Annotated in this window: 15 protein-coding genes; 10 read left to right on the top strand and 5 right to left on the bottom strand. The window is 69.1% G+C overall.

Going from position 1 to position 14,752, the window contains the following annotated elements:
• Complete coding sequence (locus tag M8009_RS01365; RefSeq protein ID WP_250058974.1) at positions 1-963, bottom strand: GlxA family transcriptional regulator; 963 nt, start codon at positions 961-963, stop codon at positions 1-3.
• 258 nt (positions 964-1,221) lie between these two features.
• Between M8009_RS01365 and M8009_RS01360 the strand changes: the two genes are divergently transcribed.
• From M8009_RS01360 to M8009_RS01320, 9 genes are all read left to right on the top strand, one after another.
• Positions 1,222-1,470: a hypothetical protein gene (locus M8009_RS01360; RefSeq protein WP_250058973.1), complete on the top strand. Its 249-nt coding sequence runs from the start codon at positions 1,222-1,224 to the stop codon at positions 1,468-1,470.
• A 186-nt stretch (positions 1,471-1,656) separates the two neighbouring features.
• A complete protein-coding gene (locus M8009_RS01355) occupies positions 1,657-1,851 on the top strand; it encodes a DUF2188 domain-containing protein (RefSeq protein ID WP_250058972.1) in 195 nt (64 codons plus the stop codon).
• Between the two features lie 260 nt (positions 1,852-2,111).
• Positions 2,112-2,957, top strand: coding sequence for a deoxyribonuclease IV (gene nfo / locus M8009_RS01350; RefSeq protein ID WP_250058971.1), 846 nt, complete (start codon positions 2,112-2,114; stop codon positions 2,955-2,957).
• Positions 2,958-2,981: 24 nt separating this feature from the next.
• Positions 2,982-3,470, top strand: a complete 489-nt coding sequence (locus tag M8009_RS01345; RefSeq protein ID WP_250058970.1) for a GNAT family N-acetyltransferase — start codon at positions 2,982-2,984, stop codon at positions 3,468-3,470.
• Between the two features lie 82 nt (positions 3,471-3,552).
• Entirely contained in the window at positions 3,553-4,548 is a 996-nt protein-coding gene (locus M8009_RS01340; RefSeq protein WP_250058969.1) for a TRAP transporter substrate-binding protein, read from the top strand.
• Complete coding sequence (locus tag M8009_RS01335) at positions 4,549-5,073, top strand: TRAP transporter small permease (RefSeq protein ID WP_250058968.1); 525 nt, start codon at positions 4,549-4,551, stop codon at positions 5,071-5,073.
• A complete protein-coding gene (locus M8009_RS01330; RefSeq protein ID WP_250058967.1) occupies positions 5,070-6,329 on the top strand; it encodes a TRAP transporter large permease in 1,260 nt (419 codons plus the stop codon). The genes M8009_RS01335 and M8009_RS01330 overlap by 4 nt, the downstream gene beginning before the upstream one ends.
• Positions 6,330-6,388: 59 nt before the next feature.
• Entirely contained in the window at positions 6,389-6,580 is a 192-nt protein-coding gene (locus M8009_RS01325) for a hypothetical protein (protein WP_250058966.1), read from the top strand.
• A 71-nt stretch (positions 6,581-6,651) separates the two neighbouring features.
• Entirely contained in the window at positions 6,652-7,473 is an 822-nt protein-coding gene (locus tag M8009_RS01320) for a TlpA disulfide reductase family protein (protein WP_250058965.1), read from the top strand.
• A gap of 54 nt (positions 7,474-7,527) precedes the next feature.
• Here the strand turns inward: M8009_RS01320 and M8009_RS01315 are convergent, their stop codons facing one another.
• The 3 genes from M8009_RS01315 to M8009_RS19295 all read right to left on the bottom strand — a co-directional run bounded on the left by M8009_RS01315 (position 7,528) and on the right by M8009_RS19295 (position 9,339).
• Positions 7,528-8,124, bottom strand: a complete 597-nt coding sequence (locus M8009_RS01315) for a DUF938 domain-containing protein (protein ID WP_250058964.1) — start codon at positions 8,122-8,124, stop codon at positions 7,528-7,530.
• A gap of 32 nt (positions 8,125-8,156) precedes the next feature.
• Complete coding sequence (gene rluF / locus M8009_RS01310) at positions 8,157-9,173, bottom strand: 23S rRNA pseudouridine(2604) synthase RluF (RefSeq protein ID WP_250058963.1); 1,017 nt, start codon at positions 9,171-9,173, stop codon at positions 8,157-8,159.
• Between the two features lie 88 nt (positions 9,174-9,261).
• A complete protein-coding gene (locus M8009_RS19295; protein ID WP_430886885.1) occupies positions 9,262-9,339 on the bottom strand; it encodes an SEC-C metal-binding domain-containing protein in 78 nt (25 codons plus the stop codon).
• 186 nt (positions 9,340-9,525) lie between these two features.
• On the opposite strand from M8009_RS19295, the gene M8009_RS01305 reads away from it, so the two are divergent.
• A complete protein-coding gene (locus M8009_RS01305; protein WP_250058962.1) occupies positions 9,526-12,294 on the top strand; it encodes a cation-translocating P-type ATPase in 2,769 nt (922 codons plus the stop codon).
• Positions 12,295-12,309: 15 nt separating this feature from the next.
• Here the strand turns inward: M8009_RS01305 and hrpB are convergent, their stop codons facing one another.
• Entirely contained in the window at positions 12,310-14,745 is a 2,436-nt protein-coding gene (gene hrpB / locus M8009_RS01300) for an ATP-dependent helicase HrpB (protein WP_250058961.1), read from the bottom strand.
• Between the last annotated feature and the right edge of the window lie 7 nt (positions 14,746-14,752).

Here is a 14,752-nt window from a genome sequence, read left to right as displayed (position 1 = left end):
TCACTCCCGCCGCGCCTCCCGCGGCGACAGGCCATAGCGGGCCTTGAAGGCCCGCGCGAAGGTGGAGCCTGACGAGAAGCCGCAGGACAGCCCCACCGAGAGGACATCACTGTCCGTTTCGGCGAGCAGGTGCCGGGCACGCTCCAGCCGCAGGTTCAGGTACCACGCCCGGGGGGACGTGCCGAGATGCTGTTCGAAGAGGCGTTGCAGCTGGCGGAGGGAGACCCCGCTGCGGCTGGCCACTGCCTCCAGCGAGAGAGGCGCCTGCTGGTGCCGCTCCATCAGGGAAACTGCCTCCACCAGGCGGCGGTTATGAATCCCCAGGCGCCTGGCCAGCGACATGCGCTGCTGGTCGCTGCGGGTGCGGATCCGCTCGTGGATCAGCTGCTCCGAGACATCGACCGCCAGTCGCGACCCGTGGCGACGGGCGATCACCTCCAGGGCCATGTCCATGGCCGCGGTGCCACCGGCACAGGAGAAGCGCCGCCGCCCCAGTTCGAAGAGCTCGTCGGAGGTCTCGATACCCGGGAAGCGCTCCTGGAAGGCCGGCAGGCTTTCCCAATGCAGGGTGACGCGCTCGCCCGCCAGCAGGCCCGCCTCCGCCAACAGGAAGCCGCCGGTGTCGAGCCCGCCAAGCACGCAGCCGGCCTGATCCAGGCGATGCAGCCAGGCCATCAGCGGCCGGCTCAGGCTGTCCTCGGGACCGAAGCCGCTGCATACCGCGAGGGAGGGCAGCTGATGCACCTCCCCGATGGCGCGGTCGGCCAGCAGCGTCATGCCGTTGGAGGCCGTGACCGGCCCGCCGTCCTCGCTGATCAGCGTCCAGTCGAACAGTATCCGCCCCGTGATCCGGTTGGCGATCCTCAGCGGCTCCACCGCCGAGAAGAACGCCATCATCGAGAAGCGCGGCAGCAGCAGGAACCCGACGACTTCGGGCAACAACCCCTGATAGTCCAGGCGCAAGGCGCATCTCCTTCGCTCTATCATCCAGTCAGTCCCTGGGCGGTCAGCTCGCCCCAGGCCGGCGGGCGACGGCCGCCTCCTGATTCATCGCCGTGAGGATACCCGCTGTCACCGGGAGGAGCACCACCCTCGGCGCCGGCGAGGCCCGCGTGGTCGCCGCCCGGCGTCATCCAGAATGCTGGCCGAAGACGATGGAAGACGGGCGCCGGCCGCGGCTAGAATGGACTCAGGCTTATCCATCCCGATCCGAGGTGTACCGTGTCCCGCAACGAGAGAACCATCCTGGCCTTCGACCCGGCCGGCAACGAGTACTTCATCGACATGTTCGTCAGCGTCCGGGATCTCAGTGACCTGCAGCACGCCGGCGCCACCCGCAGTGGCCTTCCCGCCTTCCGGACCCGTGAGGGCCACTCGGTCACTCACCTCGGTGGGGGCGAGTTCGCCGTGATGGTGCCCGGCGAGGAGGAGGCGATCACCGTCAGGACCGAGGATCCCGAGTTCGTATAGGGAGCACCCGTTGACCCCGGCGATGGCCCGGGTCATGACCGGCGGTGGCCAGGCCTCTCGGGGGCGTCGCCGTTGCATGACCGGGATCATGGCCGGCAGTGATACCGCCTTCGCCTTTCGGCGTGATCGCTATACTTCAGGATGCGCCATCCCGGCAACGCCCACCGCACAGGAGGGACGACAACGATGAACCGGTCGACGCATCACGTAGTGCCGAACGCCAAGGGTGGCTGGAGCGTGCAGAAGGGCGGCTCCCGACGAGCCAGCCGGCATTTTGCCACCAAGAAGGCGGCCGAGGCCTACGGCCGGCAGGTCAGCTTCAACCAGAAGACCGTCCTGGTGATCCACCGCAAGGACGGAACCTCCGACGATCAGGACTAGGCTTCGTCTGAAAAGTCGGCGAGCGAAGGTCAGACAAGGCAAAAATCGCCGAAAAGACGGAGTTTACGGGGTGTAAATGAGTACTTTGAGTCGATTTTTAACGCCGTATGGCCGAGCGTAGCCAGTTTTCGGACAAAGCCTAGCGGATCCCGCTCGGCCCCCCTAAACGGGGTCATCGCCATGGTCGTCACACCCTCCCGCCGCGCTGGTGTAGACTTCCCTGCACCATGCATCACTGATCTATCCGGCGGGGGAAGCCCATGAAATACCTCGGTGCCCATGTCAGCGCGGCAGGCGGTGTCGACCAGGCCGTGCTGCGTGCCGTGGAGATCGGGGCCGACGCCTTCGCGCTGTTCACCAAGAACCAGCGTCAATGGCAGGCCAGGCCACTCACCGACACGGTCATCGAAGCCTTCCGATCCGCCTGTCACCAGCACGGCTTCGGCCCGGGACAGGTTCTTCCCCACGACAGCTACCTGATCAACCTGGGTCATCCCGAGGCGGAGGGGCTCACCAAGTCCCGAGCCGCCTTCCTCGACGAGTTCCAGCGCTGCGAGCAGCTGGGCATCGACCGCCTCAACTTCCATCCGGGGAGCCACCTCAGGAAGATCGACGAGAGCGACTGCCTGGCGCGCATCGCCGAGTCGATCAACGGGGTGCTCGCCGAGACTCGCGGCGTCACCGCCGTGATCGAGAACACCGCGGGCCAGGGCAGCAACCTGGGCTGGCGCTTCGAGCAACTGGCCGAGATCATCGCGCAGGTGGAGGACAAGTCCCGCGTCGGCGTGTGCCTCGACACCTGCCACGCCTTCGCGGCCGGCTACGACCTGCGCACGCCCGAGGCCACCACCGCCACCCTCGACGAGTTCGACCGGGTGGTCGGCCTTGCCTTCCTGCGCGGGATGCACCTCAACGACGCCAAGAGCGAACTCGGCAGCCGGGTGGATCGCCACCACAGCCTGGGCCAGGGCAACATCGGGCTCGACGCCTTCACCACGCTGATGCACGACCCGCGCCTCGATGACATCCCCATGATTCTCGAGACCATCGACCCGACAATCTGGACCGAGGAGATCGCCTGGCTGCGTGCACAGCAAGCCGCCTGACCCCTTTCGGCAAGGAGCCACCGAATGATCCGCATCCGACCCTACCAGCCAGACGACTGGCCAGCCCTGTGGGCCATTCTCGAGCCGGTCTTCCGTGCCGGCGAGACCTATGCGGTGCCCCGCGACATCAGCGAGCAGGACGCCCATCGCACCTGGGTCGAGTTGCCCCGGGCCGTGCGCGTGGCCGTCGATGACGCGGGCCGAGTCACCGGCAGCTACACCCTCAAGGCCAACCAGCCCGGCCCCGGCGACCATGTCTGCAACTGCGGCTACCTGGTCGCCGACAGCGCCCGCGGCAAGGGCATCGCCGGCGAGATGTGCGAGCACTCCCTGGCCCTGGCCCGGGAGCTCGGTTTCGTCGCCATGCAGTACAACCTGGTGGTCGCGAGCAATGCGGTAGCCATCCGGCTGTGGCAGAAGCACGGCTTCATGATCATCGGCACCCTGCCCCGGGCCTTTCGTCACCCCGCACTGGGCCTGACCGACGCCCATGTGATGTACCGGCTGTTGTGAGGCGCGCCGACGCCCCGTTTGACCGCCGGCACTGGCTTCGGGCATGCTCACCAAGTGACTGACTCACCGAAGGAAAATGATAATGAAAGGTTATGCACGCAGCACGCTGACACTCGCCGTCTCGCTGGCCATGGCCGCCGGCGCCCAGGCTTCCGAGTTCGCCGACATGGACCCCGTCACCCTGCGCCTGGCCCATGTGGTCAACGAGCAGGACGGCTTCCATATCGCCGCCGAGAAGTTCGAGGAACTCGTGGAAGAACGTACCGAGGGCAAGGTGGACATCGAGCTCTACCCCAACGCCAGCCTCGGCGACGAGCGCACCCTGCTCGAGGGCATGCAGATCGGCACCGTCGACATGGGCGTGATCACCAACGGGCCGGTGGCCAACTTCGTCGAGGAGATGGCGGTCTTCGAGCTGCCCTTCCTCTTCCCCTCCCCGGAGGCGGCCTACGAGGTGCTCGATGGCCCGATCGGCCAGGAGCTTCTCGACAGGCTGGCGGAGGTCAACCTCAAGGGCCTGGCCTACGCCGAGCGCGGTTTCCGCAACCTCACCAACAGCGAGCGCGCGGTGGAGAGCCCGGCAGACATCGACGGCCTGCGCATCCGCGTGATGGAGAACCCGGTCTACGTCGACACCTTCCGTGAGCTGGGCGCCAACGCGGTGCCGATGGCCTGGACCGAGGCACTGACCGCCATGCAACAGGGCACGATCGACGGCCAGGAGAATCCGGTCAACGTCATCCACTCCTTCAAGCTCTTCGAGACCCAGGACCACATGACGCTGTCGCGCCATACCTATGCCCCGGCGATCTTCGTGATGGGCATGCCCGCCTGGAACCAGCTGCCAGAGGCCGCCCAGTCGGTGCTCGAGCAGGCGGCTCAGGAGGCCGCCGAGCACGAGCGCCGGATGAACGCCGAGATGCAGGCCGAGCAGCTGGCCGAGCTGCGCGAGGCGGGCATGCAGATCGTCGAGGAGCCCGACATCGCCGCCTTCCAGGAGGCCGTGGCTCCGGTCTACGAGAAGTACGGTGAGCAGTTCGGCGACTACCTGCCGCGCATCCAGGAGGCGCTCGAGTAAGTGTCCCCGCTCGCCCATTCCCTGCTGCGAACGCTGCGGTGGAGTGAGCGCACCCTCGACGCCGTCATCGCCCCCGTGGTCTTCACGGCGATGGCGGCGTTGATCGGTGTGATCACCCTGCAGGTCGTCTCGCGGGTCTTCTTCACCGCCGTGGGCTGGACCGAGGAGGTGGCCCGTTTCCTGCTGGTGTGGATCACCTTCCTCGCCGCCACCCTGGCCTTCCGGCGGGGTCGCCATATCGCCGTGACCTTCGTGGTCGACGCCCTGCCCGGCCTGCCCCGACGGCTGGCGCGCATCGTCGCCCTGCTGGTGGCGCTGGGCTTCCTGGCTGCCCTGGTCACCATCGGCATGGAGTACATGCAGGTGCAGAGCTTCCAGAAGTCCGCCTCGCTGCGTCTCTCCATGACCTGGGTCTACGCCGTGATCCCCCTGGCCGCGGCGATCATGGCCTGGTATGCGCTGGTGGATATCGTTGCCCTGGCGCTGGGCGAGCCCCGTGCGGACGTCGAGGGAGCCGGTAAATGACCGCCCTGCTCTTCGTGCTGTTCTTCGTCTTCATGCTGCTGGGCGTGCCCATCGCCCTGGCCATTGGTGCCAGCACCCTGGTAGCGCTCCATGCCCAGGGCGTACCGCTGATGGTGGTGACCCAGCAGATGTTCCAGGGCATCAACTCCTTCGCCCTGGTGGCGGTGCCGATGTTCATCCTCGCCGGCGACCTGATGGCCCAGGGCAAGGTGAGCGAGAAGCTGGTGGCCTTCGCCGACTCGCTGTTCGGCTTCCTCAAGGGCGGGCTCTCCCTGGTCTCGGTGGGTGCCGGCATGTTCTTCGCCGCCATCTCCGGCTCGGGGGCGGCCACCACCGCCGCGGTGGGCTCGAGCCTGGTGCCCGAACTGCGCAAGAAGGGCTACGAGCCCGCCTCGGCGGCCAGCCTGATCGCCGCCAGCGGCACCATCGGGGTGGTGATCCCGCCCTCGGTGCCGATGATCATCTATGCGGTGATCGCCCAGCAGTCGGTCTCCAGGCTGTTTCTCAGCGGCATCCTGCCCGGCATCGCCATGGGCGTGGGACTGGGCACCATCGCCATCGTCCAGGCCTACCGGCGCAACTATCCCCGCGGCACGGCCCTCTCGCCGGCCACCATCTGGCGCACCTTCAGGAGCGCCAGCTGGGGTCTCATGACACCGATAATCATCCTCGGCGGCATCTTCTCCGGCGTGTTCACCCCCAGCGAGGCGGCCGTGGTGGCGGTCAACTACGCGCTGCTGGTGTCGCTGTTCGTCTACCGCGACCTGACCCTCGCCGACGTCTACCGCATCCTGATCCGCTCGGCGATCACCACCTCGGTGATCATGCTGGTGATCGCCACCTCGGCGGTGCTGAGCTGGACGCTCTCCAGCTGGCAGGTACCAGGCGCCATCGCCCAGGCGGTGCTGTCACTCTCGACCGACCCCCTGGTGATCATGCTGCTGGTGGTGGCGGTGATCCTGCTCACCGGGGTGTTCATCGAGACGGCCAGCGCCCTGATCATCCTCACCCCGGTACTGCTGCCGCTGGTGACCCAGTTGGGTATCGACCCCATCCACTTCGGGCTGATCATCGTGGTCGGGCTGGCCATCGGCATGATCACCCCGCCGGTGGCGATCAATCTCTACGTGGCCTCCTCGGTCACCCAGCTGCCGCTGGAACGCATCACCCGCGCCATCATCCCCTACCTGCTGGGGCTGGTCGCCGTGCTGCTGCTGGTGGTCTATGTGCCGATCCTGCTCGGCCTCTCCGGCTAGGTCACCTACCAGTGGCGAGACCACCCGCTGGATCACCAAACAAACAGGAGACGTTTCCGATGCTTCGATCGATGCCACTTATCGCCGGCGGGCTGACCCTGGCCCTGCTGGCCGGCTGCACCACCTACACCTGGGAGGATGGCCGCCGGGAGACCGTGTGGGGCGTGCCCGCCGAGGACGAGACCAGGACCCGCGAGGAGCGCCAGGCCGACGGCGTCGAGTACCGCAAGCCAGGCGAGGTTCCGGAATGAGGGGCCACTTAATACGGCGCTAACCGCGACCAGGCATGCTGGCCCCGCATTCCCCGTGGACGTGACAGACCATGAACCTCCTCGACCAGAGTATCGCCATCGGCCCGCTGGGCCTGAGCCTGGGGCAGCTGCTGATCGTCTTCGCCCTGGGAGTCGCCCTCATCACCGGCCTGATGCTGGGCAGACGCCAGCGCCTGGGCATCGGCGACACCCTCTCGACCCTCGTCCTGGTCGCACTGGTCGGCGCTCGGCTGGTCTTCGTGGCGCGCTACCACCAGGACTACGCGGGGCCACTGGCGATGCTCGACATCCGCGACGGTGGCTTCGATCTCCTCGGCGGCCTCGCCGCCGGGGTCGCCTATGCGGGCTGGCGCCTGTGGCGGCAGCCCGCTCAACGCAAGGCCCTGGGCGGTGCGCTGGCCGCCGGGATCCTCACCTGGGGCGTGACTGCCGGCACCCTCGGCCTGATGGCCGGGCAGAGCCGCCCGGTGCCCGAGACCGAAGTCGCCACCCTGGCCGGCGAGGCAATCCGCCTGACCGAGCTGCAGGCCGCCGAGGGCCAGCCCATGGTGGTGAACCTGTGGGCGACCTGGTGCCCGCCCTGCCGTCGTGAGATGCCGGTACTCGCCGAGGCCCAGCGGGAAGAGACCGACATCACCTTCGTATTCCTCAACCAGGGAGAGGACCGGGCCCAGATCAAACGCTTCCTGGACCACGAGTCCCTCGCGCTCGACAACCTGCTGCTCGATGCCCAACTGGCCTTCGGCGAAAGCGTCGGTGCCAGGGCCATGCCCACCACTCTCTTCTACGATGCCGACGGACAGCTGCTCGATACCCACTTCGGCGAGCTCTCCCGGGCAACGCTCAACCGTGAACTCGACCGGCTGCGCTGAGCCACGCGCGGAAGAGACCTGGAGCCCTCCCCCTTCAAAGCCCGGGCCCGCTGGCTACTGGCGAAACACCACGCTGAGGTTGTTGGCCGGCATCTCCACCACCTTGTCGAGCCTCAATCCATGACGCCCGGCCTCGGCCGTCACCGCCTCCAGGTCGCGGATCCCCCAGCGCGGGTCGCGGGCACGGAGGTCCGCATCGAAGGCCGCATTGCTGGGCGCCGTATGGCGTCCCTCCCGCCTGAACGGGCCATAGAGGTAGAGCACCCCACCGGGCACCAGGGCCGCGCCGGCGCCTGCCAGCAGTGCCTCGGTGACCGCCCAGGGCGAGATATGCAGCAGGTTGATGGCCACCACGGCATCGAAGGGCGCCACCGGCCAGCCACCGGTCACGTCCAGTTGCAGGGGCTCGCGCAGGTTGGGCAGGCCAGCGGCCTCGCGCCAGGCGGCGACAGAGGCCAGTGCGCGATGACTGGGATCGCTGGGCTGCCAGGTCCAGCCAGGCGCGGTGCCGGCAAGGTAGATGGCATGCTCGCCGCTACCGCTGGCCACCTCCAGCACGTGCGCGCTCTCGGGCAGCACCTCGCGAAGGACCTCGAAGATCGGCTGTCGATTGCGCGCAGCGGCGGGGCTCTGCAGCCGTGGGTCGTTCATGGTGCTCCTCATGGTCGGCGCGTCGAAGGCGGCTACTTCCTGCCCCTGGGCTTGCCGGACGGAACCGCCTTGGCGCGGCCCCCCTTCGCCGGCTTGCCCCCCGGCTTACGGGACCCGGATGTCTTGCCGGCCGACGCCGGCTTGGCGCCGTGGGACTTGCCAGGCGTGGCCTTGCCGCCCGCCTTGTGCCCGGCTCTCTTCCCGCTGGCGGGCTTGCCGCTACCAGCCCGACGGGGCGGCGCACCGGACTTGCCGGTGCCGGCCCTGGCACCCTTGCCCCCCTGGCGCCGGGCCGACTTGCGAGAGTCCGCCCGAGCCTCGGAGGCGGAGTGCTCGGTCAGGGCGAGGATCGTCGCCACCTCCTTTGCCGTCAGGTCCCGCCAGTCTCCCGGGGCCAGCCCCTTGAGCGTCACGTTCATGATGCGGATACGCTCGAGTTTCACCACCTCGTAGCCGAACACCTCGCACATGCGGCGGATCTGGCGGTTGAGCCCCTGCACCAGGGTAATGTTGAAGACGAACCGTGACTCCCTGACCACCCGGCACTTGCGGGTGACCTCGCCGAGGATCGGCACGCCCGCGCCCATGCCGGCGATGAAGTCATCGGTGATCGGCTTGTTGACGGTGACCCGATACTCCTTCTCGTGCTGGTTGCTCGCCCGCAGGATGCGGTTGACCAGGTCGCCATTGTTGGTCAGGAAGATCAGCCCCTGGGAATCCTTGTCCAGCCGGCCGATGGGAAAGATCCGCGCGCCGTGCTTGATGAAGTCGACGATGTTGGCCTTCTCGCCCGGCTCCGTGGTGCTGACGATGCCCACCGGCTTGTTGAGGGCGACGAACACCAGGTCCTCTTCGTCCAGTGCCAGCGGCTCGACGACCCGGCCGTTGACCTTCACCACGCTGCCGGGGAAGACCTGGTCACCGGGGGTGGCGCGCCGGCCGTCGATCCGCACGTTGCCCTGCTCGATGTAACGGTCCGCCTCCCGCCTCGAGCAGATCCCGCTCTCGCTGATGTACTTGTTGATCCGTTTCGAGAGGGTCTGGGCCATGGGACGCATCCGGGACGAGGAATGAAGGGGCCGAGTGGGCACGTTGCCGGGCAGTGTAAGGGGTGGTCCGCTCGGCGGCCAGCCGGCATCATGGCGACACTCCAGCCCCGCAGCACCCCTTGAACTTGCGCCCGCTTCCGCAGGGACAGGTCCGGGATGGGGACATGGCATCTCTCCAGGTGCGTCGGCCCCATCCTGACATACCCCGGGGCGAGGGGCGCCACGGCACGCCATTTTTCGGCCTCCAGCTCCTGGCGGCAGGGGCTTGGTGGGAAACCCTTGCGCTGGATCACTGCACTGCAACATGCTGTGTGCTAGACCTAGTTTTCTCGCTCCCCACCGGAGGAACAGGATGACCGATCGTCCCCAGAACGGGCCCGTCGACTGGCACGCCCTCTCGCCCGAGCAGGCCCTGGAGCGCCTCGAGAGCCGCCCCGACGGACTGCAACGCGTGGAGGCCGAGCACCGCCTGGCCGACCATGGGCCCAACCAGCTGCAGCAGGCCGAGTCCCGCCCCTGGTGGAAACGCCTGCTGGAGCAGTTCAACAACATCCTGATGATGGTGCTGATCGTGGCCGCCATCGCCAGCCTGGGCCTCGGCCACACCCTGGACGCGGCGGCCATCTTCGGCGTGGTGCTGATCATCGCGCTGATTGGCTTCATTCAAGAGGGCAAGGCGGAGCAGGCCCTGGAGAGCATTCGCCAGATGCTCTCGCCCCAGGCCAAGGTGCTGCGCGACGGCAGGCGCGAGACCCTGCCCGCCGAGCAGCTGGTGCCGGGCGACATCGTGCTGGTGGAGAGCGGCGACCGGGTCCCGGCCGACCTGCGCCTGCTGGAGGCGCGGCGCTTTCGCACCGAGGAGGCCTCGCTGACCGGGGAGTCCACCCCCGTGGACAAGCAAACGGCCGCCGTGGAGGCCGAGGCGGACCTGGGCGATCGTACCGGGATGGCCTACGCCAGCACCATCGTCGTCCAGGGCAACGCCCGGGGCCTGGTGGTCGAGACCGGTGCCCGCACCGAGATCGGTCGCATCTCGGAGATGCTGCGCGGGGTCGAGCAGCTCAAGACCCCGCTGCTGCGCCAGATCGACCGCGCCGGCCGGGTGCTGGCGATCTTCATCCTGGGGGCCGCGGCGCTCACCGCGGCCTTCGGCGTACTGGTCCATGGCCAGCCCCTGAGCGAGATGTTCATGGCTGCGGTGGGCCTCGCCGTGGCCGCCATCCCCGAGGGCCTGCCGGCCATCGTCACCATCGGCCTGGCCCTAGGCGTCCAGACCATGGCCAGGCGCAACGCCATCATCCGCCGGCTGCCCGCCGTGGAGACCCTGGGCTCCATCTCCACCATCTTCTCCGACAAGACCGGCACCCTGACCCGCAACGAGATGACCGCCCAGGCAATCTGGCTGCCCGACGGCGAGATCCGCATCGACGGCACCGGCTTCTCCCCCGAGGGCGACTTCCATGCCGTGCGCGACGGCGAGGCCGACCCGGCGGCACTGGACATGGATGACCACCATGCACTGCGCCACTTCCTCAAGGTCGGCGTGCTGTGCAACGACGCCGAGCTGGCGGAAGAGGATGGCCGCTGGAAGATCCACGGCGACCCCACCGAGGGCGCCCTGGTGGTGGCCGCGGCCAAGGCCGGCCTGTCCGCCGCGAGGCTGCGCGACGACCACGACCGCCATGACGCCATCCCCTTCGAGTCCGAGCGCAAGTACATGGCGACCCTCCACCAGCTGGAGGGTGAACAGTACCTGCTGGTCAAGGGCGCCCCGGACCGCCTGCTGGAGATGTGCCACCGCGTGCGCACCGAGGAAGGGGACCAGGAGCTGGATGTCGAGACCTGGGAAGAGCGCATCCATGCCCTCTCCTCGCGCGGTCTGCGGGTGCTGGCCCTGGCCGAGAAGCCGGTCCGGGACGTCCATGAGCTGACCGACGAGCACGCCGAGGAGGAGCTCGTGCTGCTGGGGCTGGTCGGGCTGCTCGACCCACCCCGGGAAGAGGCCATCGCGGCGGTGAAGGATTGCCTGGCTGCCGGCATCCGCCCGGTGATGATCACCGGCGATCACGCCGTCACCGCCCAGGCGATCGCCAGGCAGCTGGGATTCGCCCATACCGACCGCGCCCTCAGCGGGCGCGAGATCGAGGCAATGAGCGATGCGGACCTCGAGGCCATCATCCTCGAGGTGGATGTCTTCGCCCGCGCCGCCCCGGAGCACAAGCTACGGCTGGTGCAGGCCATGCAGGCCCGGGGCGGGATCTGCGCCATGACCGGTGACGGGGTCAACGACGGCCCGGCACTCAAGCGCGCCGACGTCGGCGTGGCGATGGGCATCCAGGGCACCGAGGCCGCCAAGGAGGCCGCCGAGATGGTGCTGGCCGATGACAACTTCGCCACCATCGTCGGAGCCATCCGCGAGGGCCGCAAGGTCTATGACAACATCCGCAAGACCATCACCTTCCTGCTGCCCACCAACGGCGGCCAGGGGCTGGCCATCATGCTCGCCGTGCTGGCCGGCACCACCCTGCCGGTAACGCCGCTGCAGGCGCTGTGGGTCAACATGGTGGTGGCGGTGACCTTGGGCCTGGCGCTGGCCTTCGAGGGGGCCGAGAAGGACATCATGGCCCGCCAGCCCCGCGACCCCGACGCCTCGCTGCTCGACCTCTTCCTGCTGTGGCGGGTGGTGTTCGTCTCGCTGCTGCTGCTGGCCGGCGTGTTCGGCATGTTCAGCTGGATCCTCCAGCACGGCGGCAGCGAGATGCTGGCCCGCACCGGCGCGGTCAACATGCTGGTGATGGGCAGCGCCGCCTACCTGATCAACAGCCGCTTCCTGGTCGGCAGCACCCTGTCGCTCTCGGGCATCTTCGGCAGCCGCCCGGTATGGATCTCGATCGGCCTGATCGTCGTGCTGCAGCTCGGCTGGACCTACCTGCCCTTCATGCAGCTGATCTTCGGCAGCGAGGGGCTCTCAGCGGGCCACTGGGGCGTGATCCTGGCCGGCAGCCTGGCCATCTACCTGGTCGTGGAAGCGGAGAAGAAGATACTGCGGGGACGTGGCAAGAGCGGTAGCGGCAGGCCGCGCGACCATGCCACCGGCCGCGACGAGGCCGAGGCGCGCTGATCCCTGGCTAGCCGCTCACGGCCGCCGCTTGGTGCGGGCGGTGGCCTCGGCGGTCATGGGGTCCTCGGGCCAGGGGTGCTTCGGATAGCGGCCGCGCATCTCGCGGCGCACCGCCGGGTAGCCATTGGCCCAGAAGCTGGCCAGGTCGGCGGTGACCTGCAGCGGGCGACGCGCCGGTGAGAGCAGGTGCAGCAGCACCGCCACCCGCCCGTCGGCCACGCACGGCGAGGCCTGCCAGCCGAAGCACTCCTGCAGCTTGACGGCCAGCACCGGCGGCTTGTCGTCCTCCAGGCAGGGCGAGTAGTCCAGGCGGTGGCTGGCCCCGCTGGGCACCGCCAGGCGCACCGGTACCAGCGCATCGAGGCGCGAGCGCAGCGGCCAAGCCAGGCTGTCGAGCAACAGGCGCGCCAGCGGCAGGCGCTCCACCACCTCCAGCCGGGTGATGCCGTCGAGATGCGGGCCCAGCCAGTCCTCCAGGATCTCGAGCAGCGACGCCTCGGACCAGTCGGGCCACTCGTCTCCCAAGGTGCGGCGCAGCAGCGCCACCCGACCGCGCAGCTGCAGCAGGTCGTCATCCGGCGGCAGGCCTCGACGGCGTAGCGCCTCGACCAAGGCAGCACGCACCGCCTCGGGGGGCAGCCGGGCCAGCGGCCTGCGCGCCAGCACCACCGCCCCCAGGCCACGCACCTGCTCGCCCACCAGGCGGCCCTGCTCGTCCGACCATTCCAGGCTCGCCCGCCACTCGCGGCATCCGGGATAGAGCGCCTCGATCCGCGCTCGAGAAAGCGCCACGGCGCGGAAGATGCGCGCACCGCTGGCCTGGCCGTCGAGCTCGGCGGCCACCAGCAGTTCGACATGGGCCAGGGGGTGGCTCTCGGGAAGGATCGCCAGGCCTCCGCTGGCCAGGCGGAAGCGCCCCGGCGCCAGCTGCTGCGCAATGCGCTCCGGATAGGCCAGGGCCAGCAGCTCACCCAGCGGAGCCAGGCTGGCCACCCTGAGTGCCACGCCGGCGAGTCGTGCCAGGCGCTCGGCGTCACGCTGCCACTGGCGATGCGCCCGGGGAGCCTCGAGCCGCACCTTGAGTGCCTGCTCGAGGTCGCGCTCCTCGTCCAGGGCTCGCCCCTCCAGCAGCGCCACCAGGGCGCAGGCCAGGGGGCGCGCCTCGAGCTCGGCGGCACCCTCGAGCATCGCCGCCAGGCGCGGATGGGTCGGCCAGCGCACACTGGCACGCCCCCGCTCGGTGAGGAGGAAAGCCTCGTCCAGCACGCCGAGACGGACCAGCAGCTCACGACCGGCGGCCAGAGCCGCGGCGGGGGGCGGCGTCACCCAGGCCAGCCGGTCAGGCTCACGGATGCCCCAGCGCGCCAGCTCGAAGGCCAGCGGTGACAGGTCTGCCTGCATGATCTCCGGCTCGCCGTGGGGAATGAGTGGCTGCTCCTCGGCCCAGAGCCGCACGCACAGGCCAGGCCCCTGGCGACCGGCGCGGCCGCGACGCTGGTCGGCGCTGGCGCGGTTGACCCGGCGCGTCTCCAGCCGGGTCAGCCCGCTGCGCGGCTGGAAGACCGGCACCCGCTCCTGGCCGGCATCCACCACCAGCCGCACGCCGTCCACTGTCACGCTGGACTCGGCGATGGCGGTGGCCAGCACCACCCGGCGTCGCCCCTCGACATCGGGGCGCAGGGCGCGCCGCTGGGCGTCGAGGGGCAGGCGCCCATGCAGTTCCATGACGACCAGGGCCGGCGCCCGCCCGGCGAGCTCCCGGGCCAGCCGACGGATCTCCGCCACCCCGGGCAGGATCACCAGGGCATCGCCGGCCTGCGCCTCGAGAGCTTCCAGCAATGCCGTGGCCTGCTGGCGCGGAACCTCCTCCCGGCTGTTGAGGGCCCGGTAGCGGGTCTCGACGGGAAAGCTCCGCCCCGGACAGTCGATCACCGGCGTGGCCGCACCCAGCACGCCCAGCAGGGCGTCCACGTCCAGGGTCGCCGACATCACCAACAGGCGCAGCTCCTCGCGCAGCCCCTGCTGGGCATCAAGCGCCAGCGCCAGGCCCAGGTCCGCCTCCAGGCTGCGCTCGTGGAACTCGTCGAAGATCACCCCGGCCACGCCCTCGAGCATGGGGTCATCCTGGAGCATGCGGGTCAGCACCCCCTGAGTGACCACCTCGAGTCGGGTCGAAGGCCCGACACGGCTCTCGCCGCGCATCCGGTAGCCGACGGTCTCGCCCACCGTCTCGCCCAGGCTCTCGGCCATGAAGCCGGCGGCCAGGCGCGCCGCCACACGCCGCGGCTCCAGCAGCAGCAGCCTGCCCTCCCGCGCCCAGGGTGTCTCGAGCAGTGCCAAGGGGACCCGGGTGGTCTTGCCCGCTCCGGGCTCGGCGACCAGCAGGGCGCGCGGATGCCTCTCGAGGGCATCGCGAATGGCGTCCAATCGCGAATCGATGGGCAGCGTCATGGAAGAA

Source organism: Halomonas gemina (assembly GCF_023554995.1).
Taxonomy (GTDB): domain Bacteria; phylum Pseudomonadota; class Gammaproteobacteria; order Pseudomonadales; family Halomonadaceae; genus Halomonas; species Halomonas gemina.
This window is presented reverse-complemented; position numbering and strand designations above follow the sequence as displayed.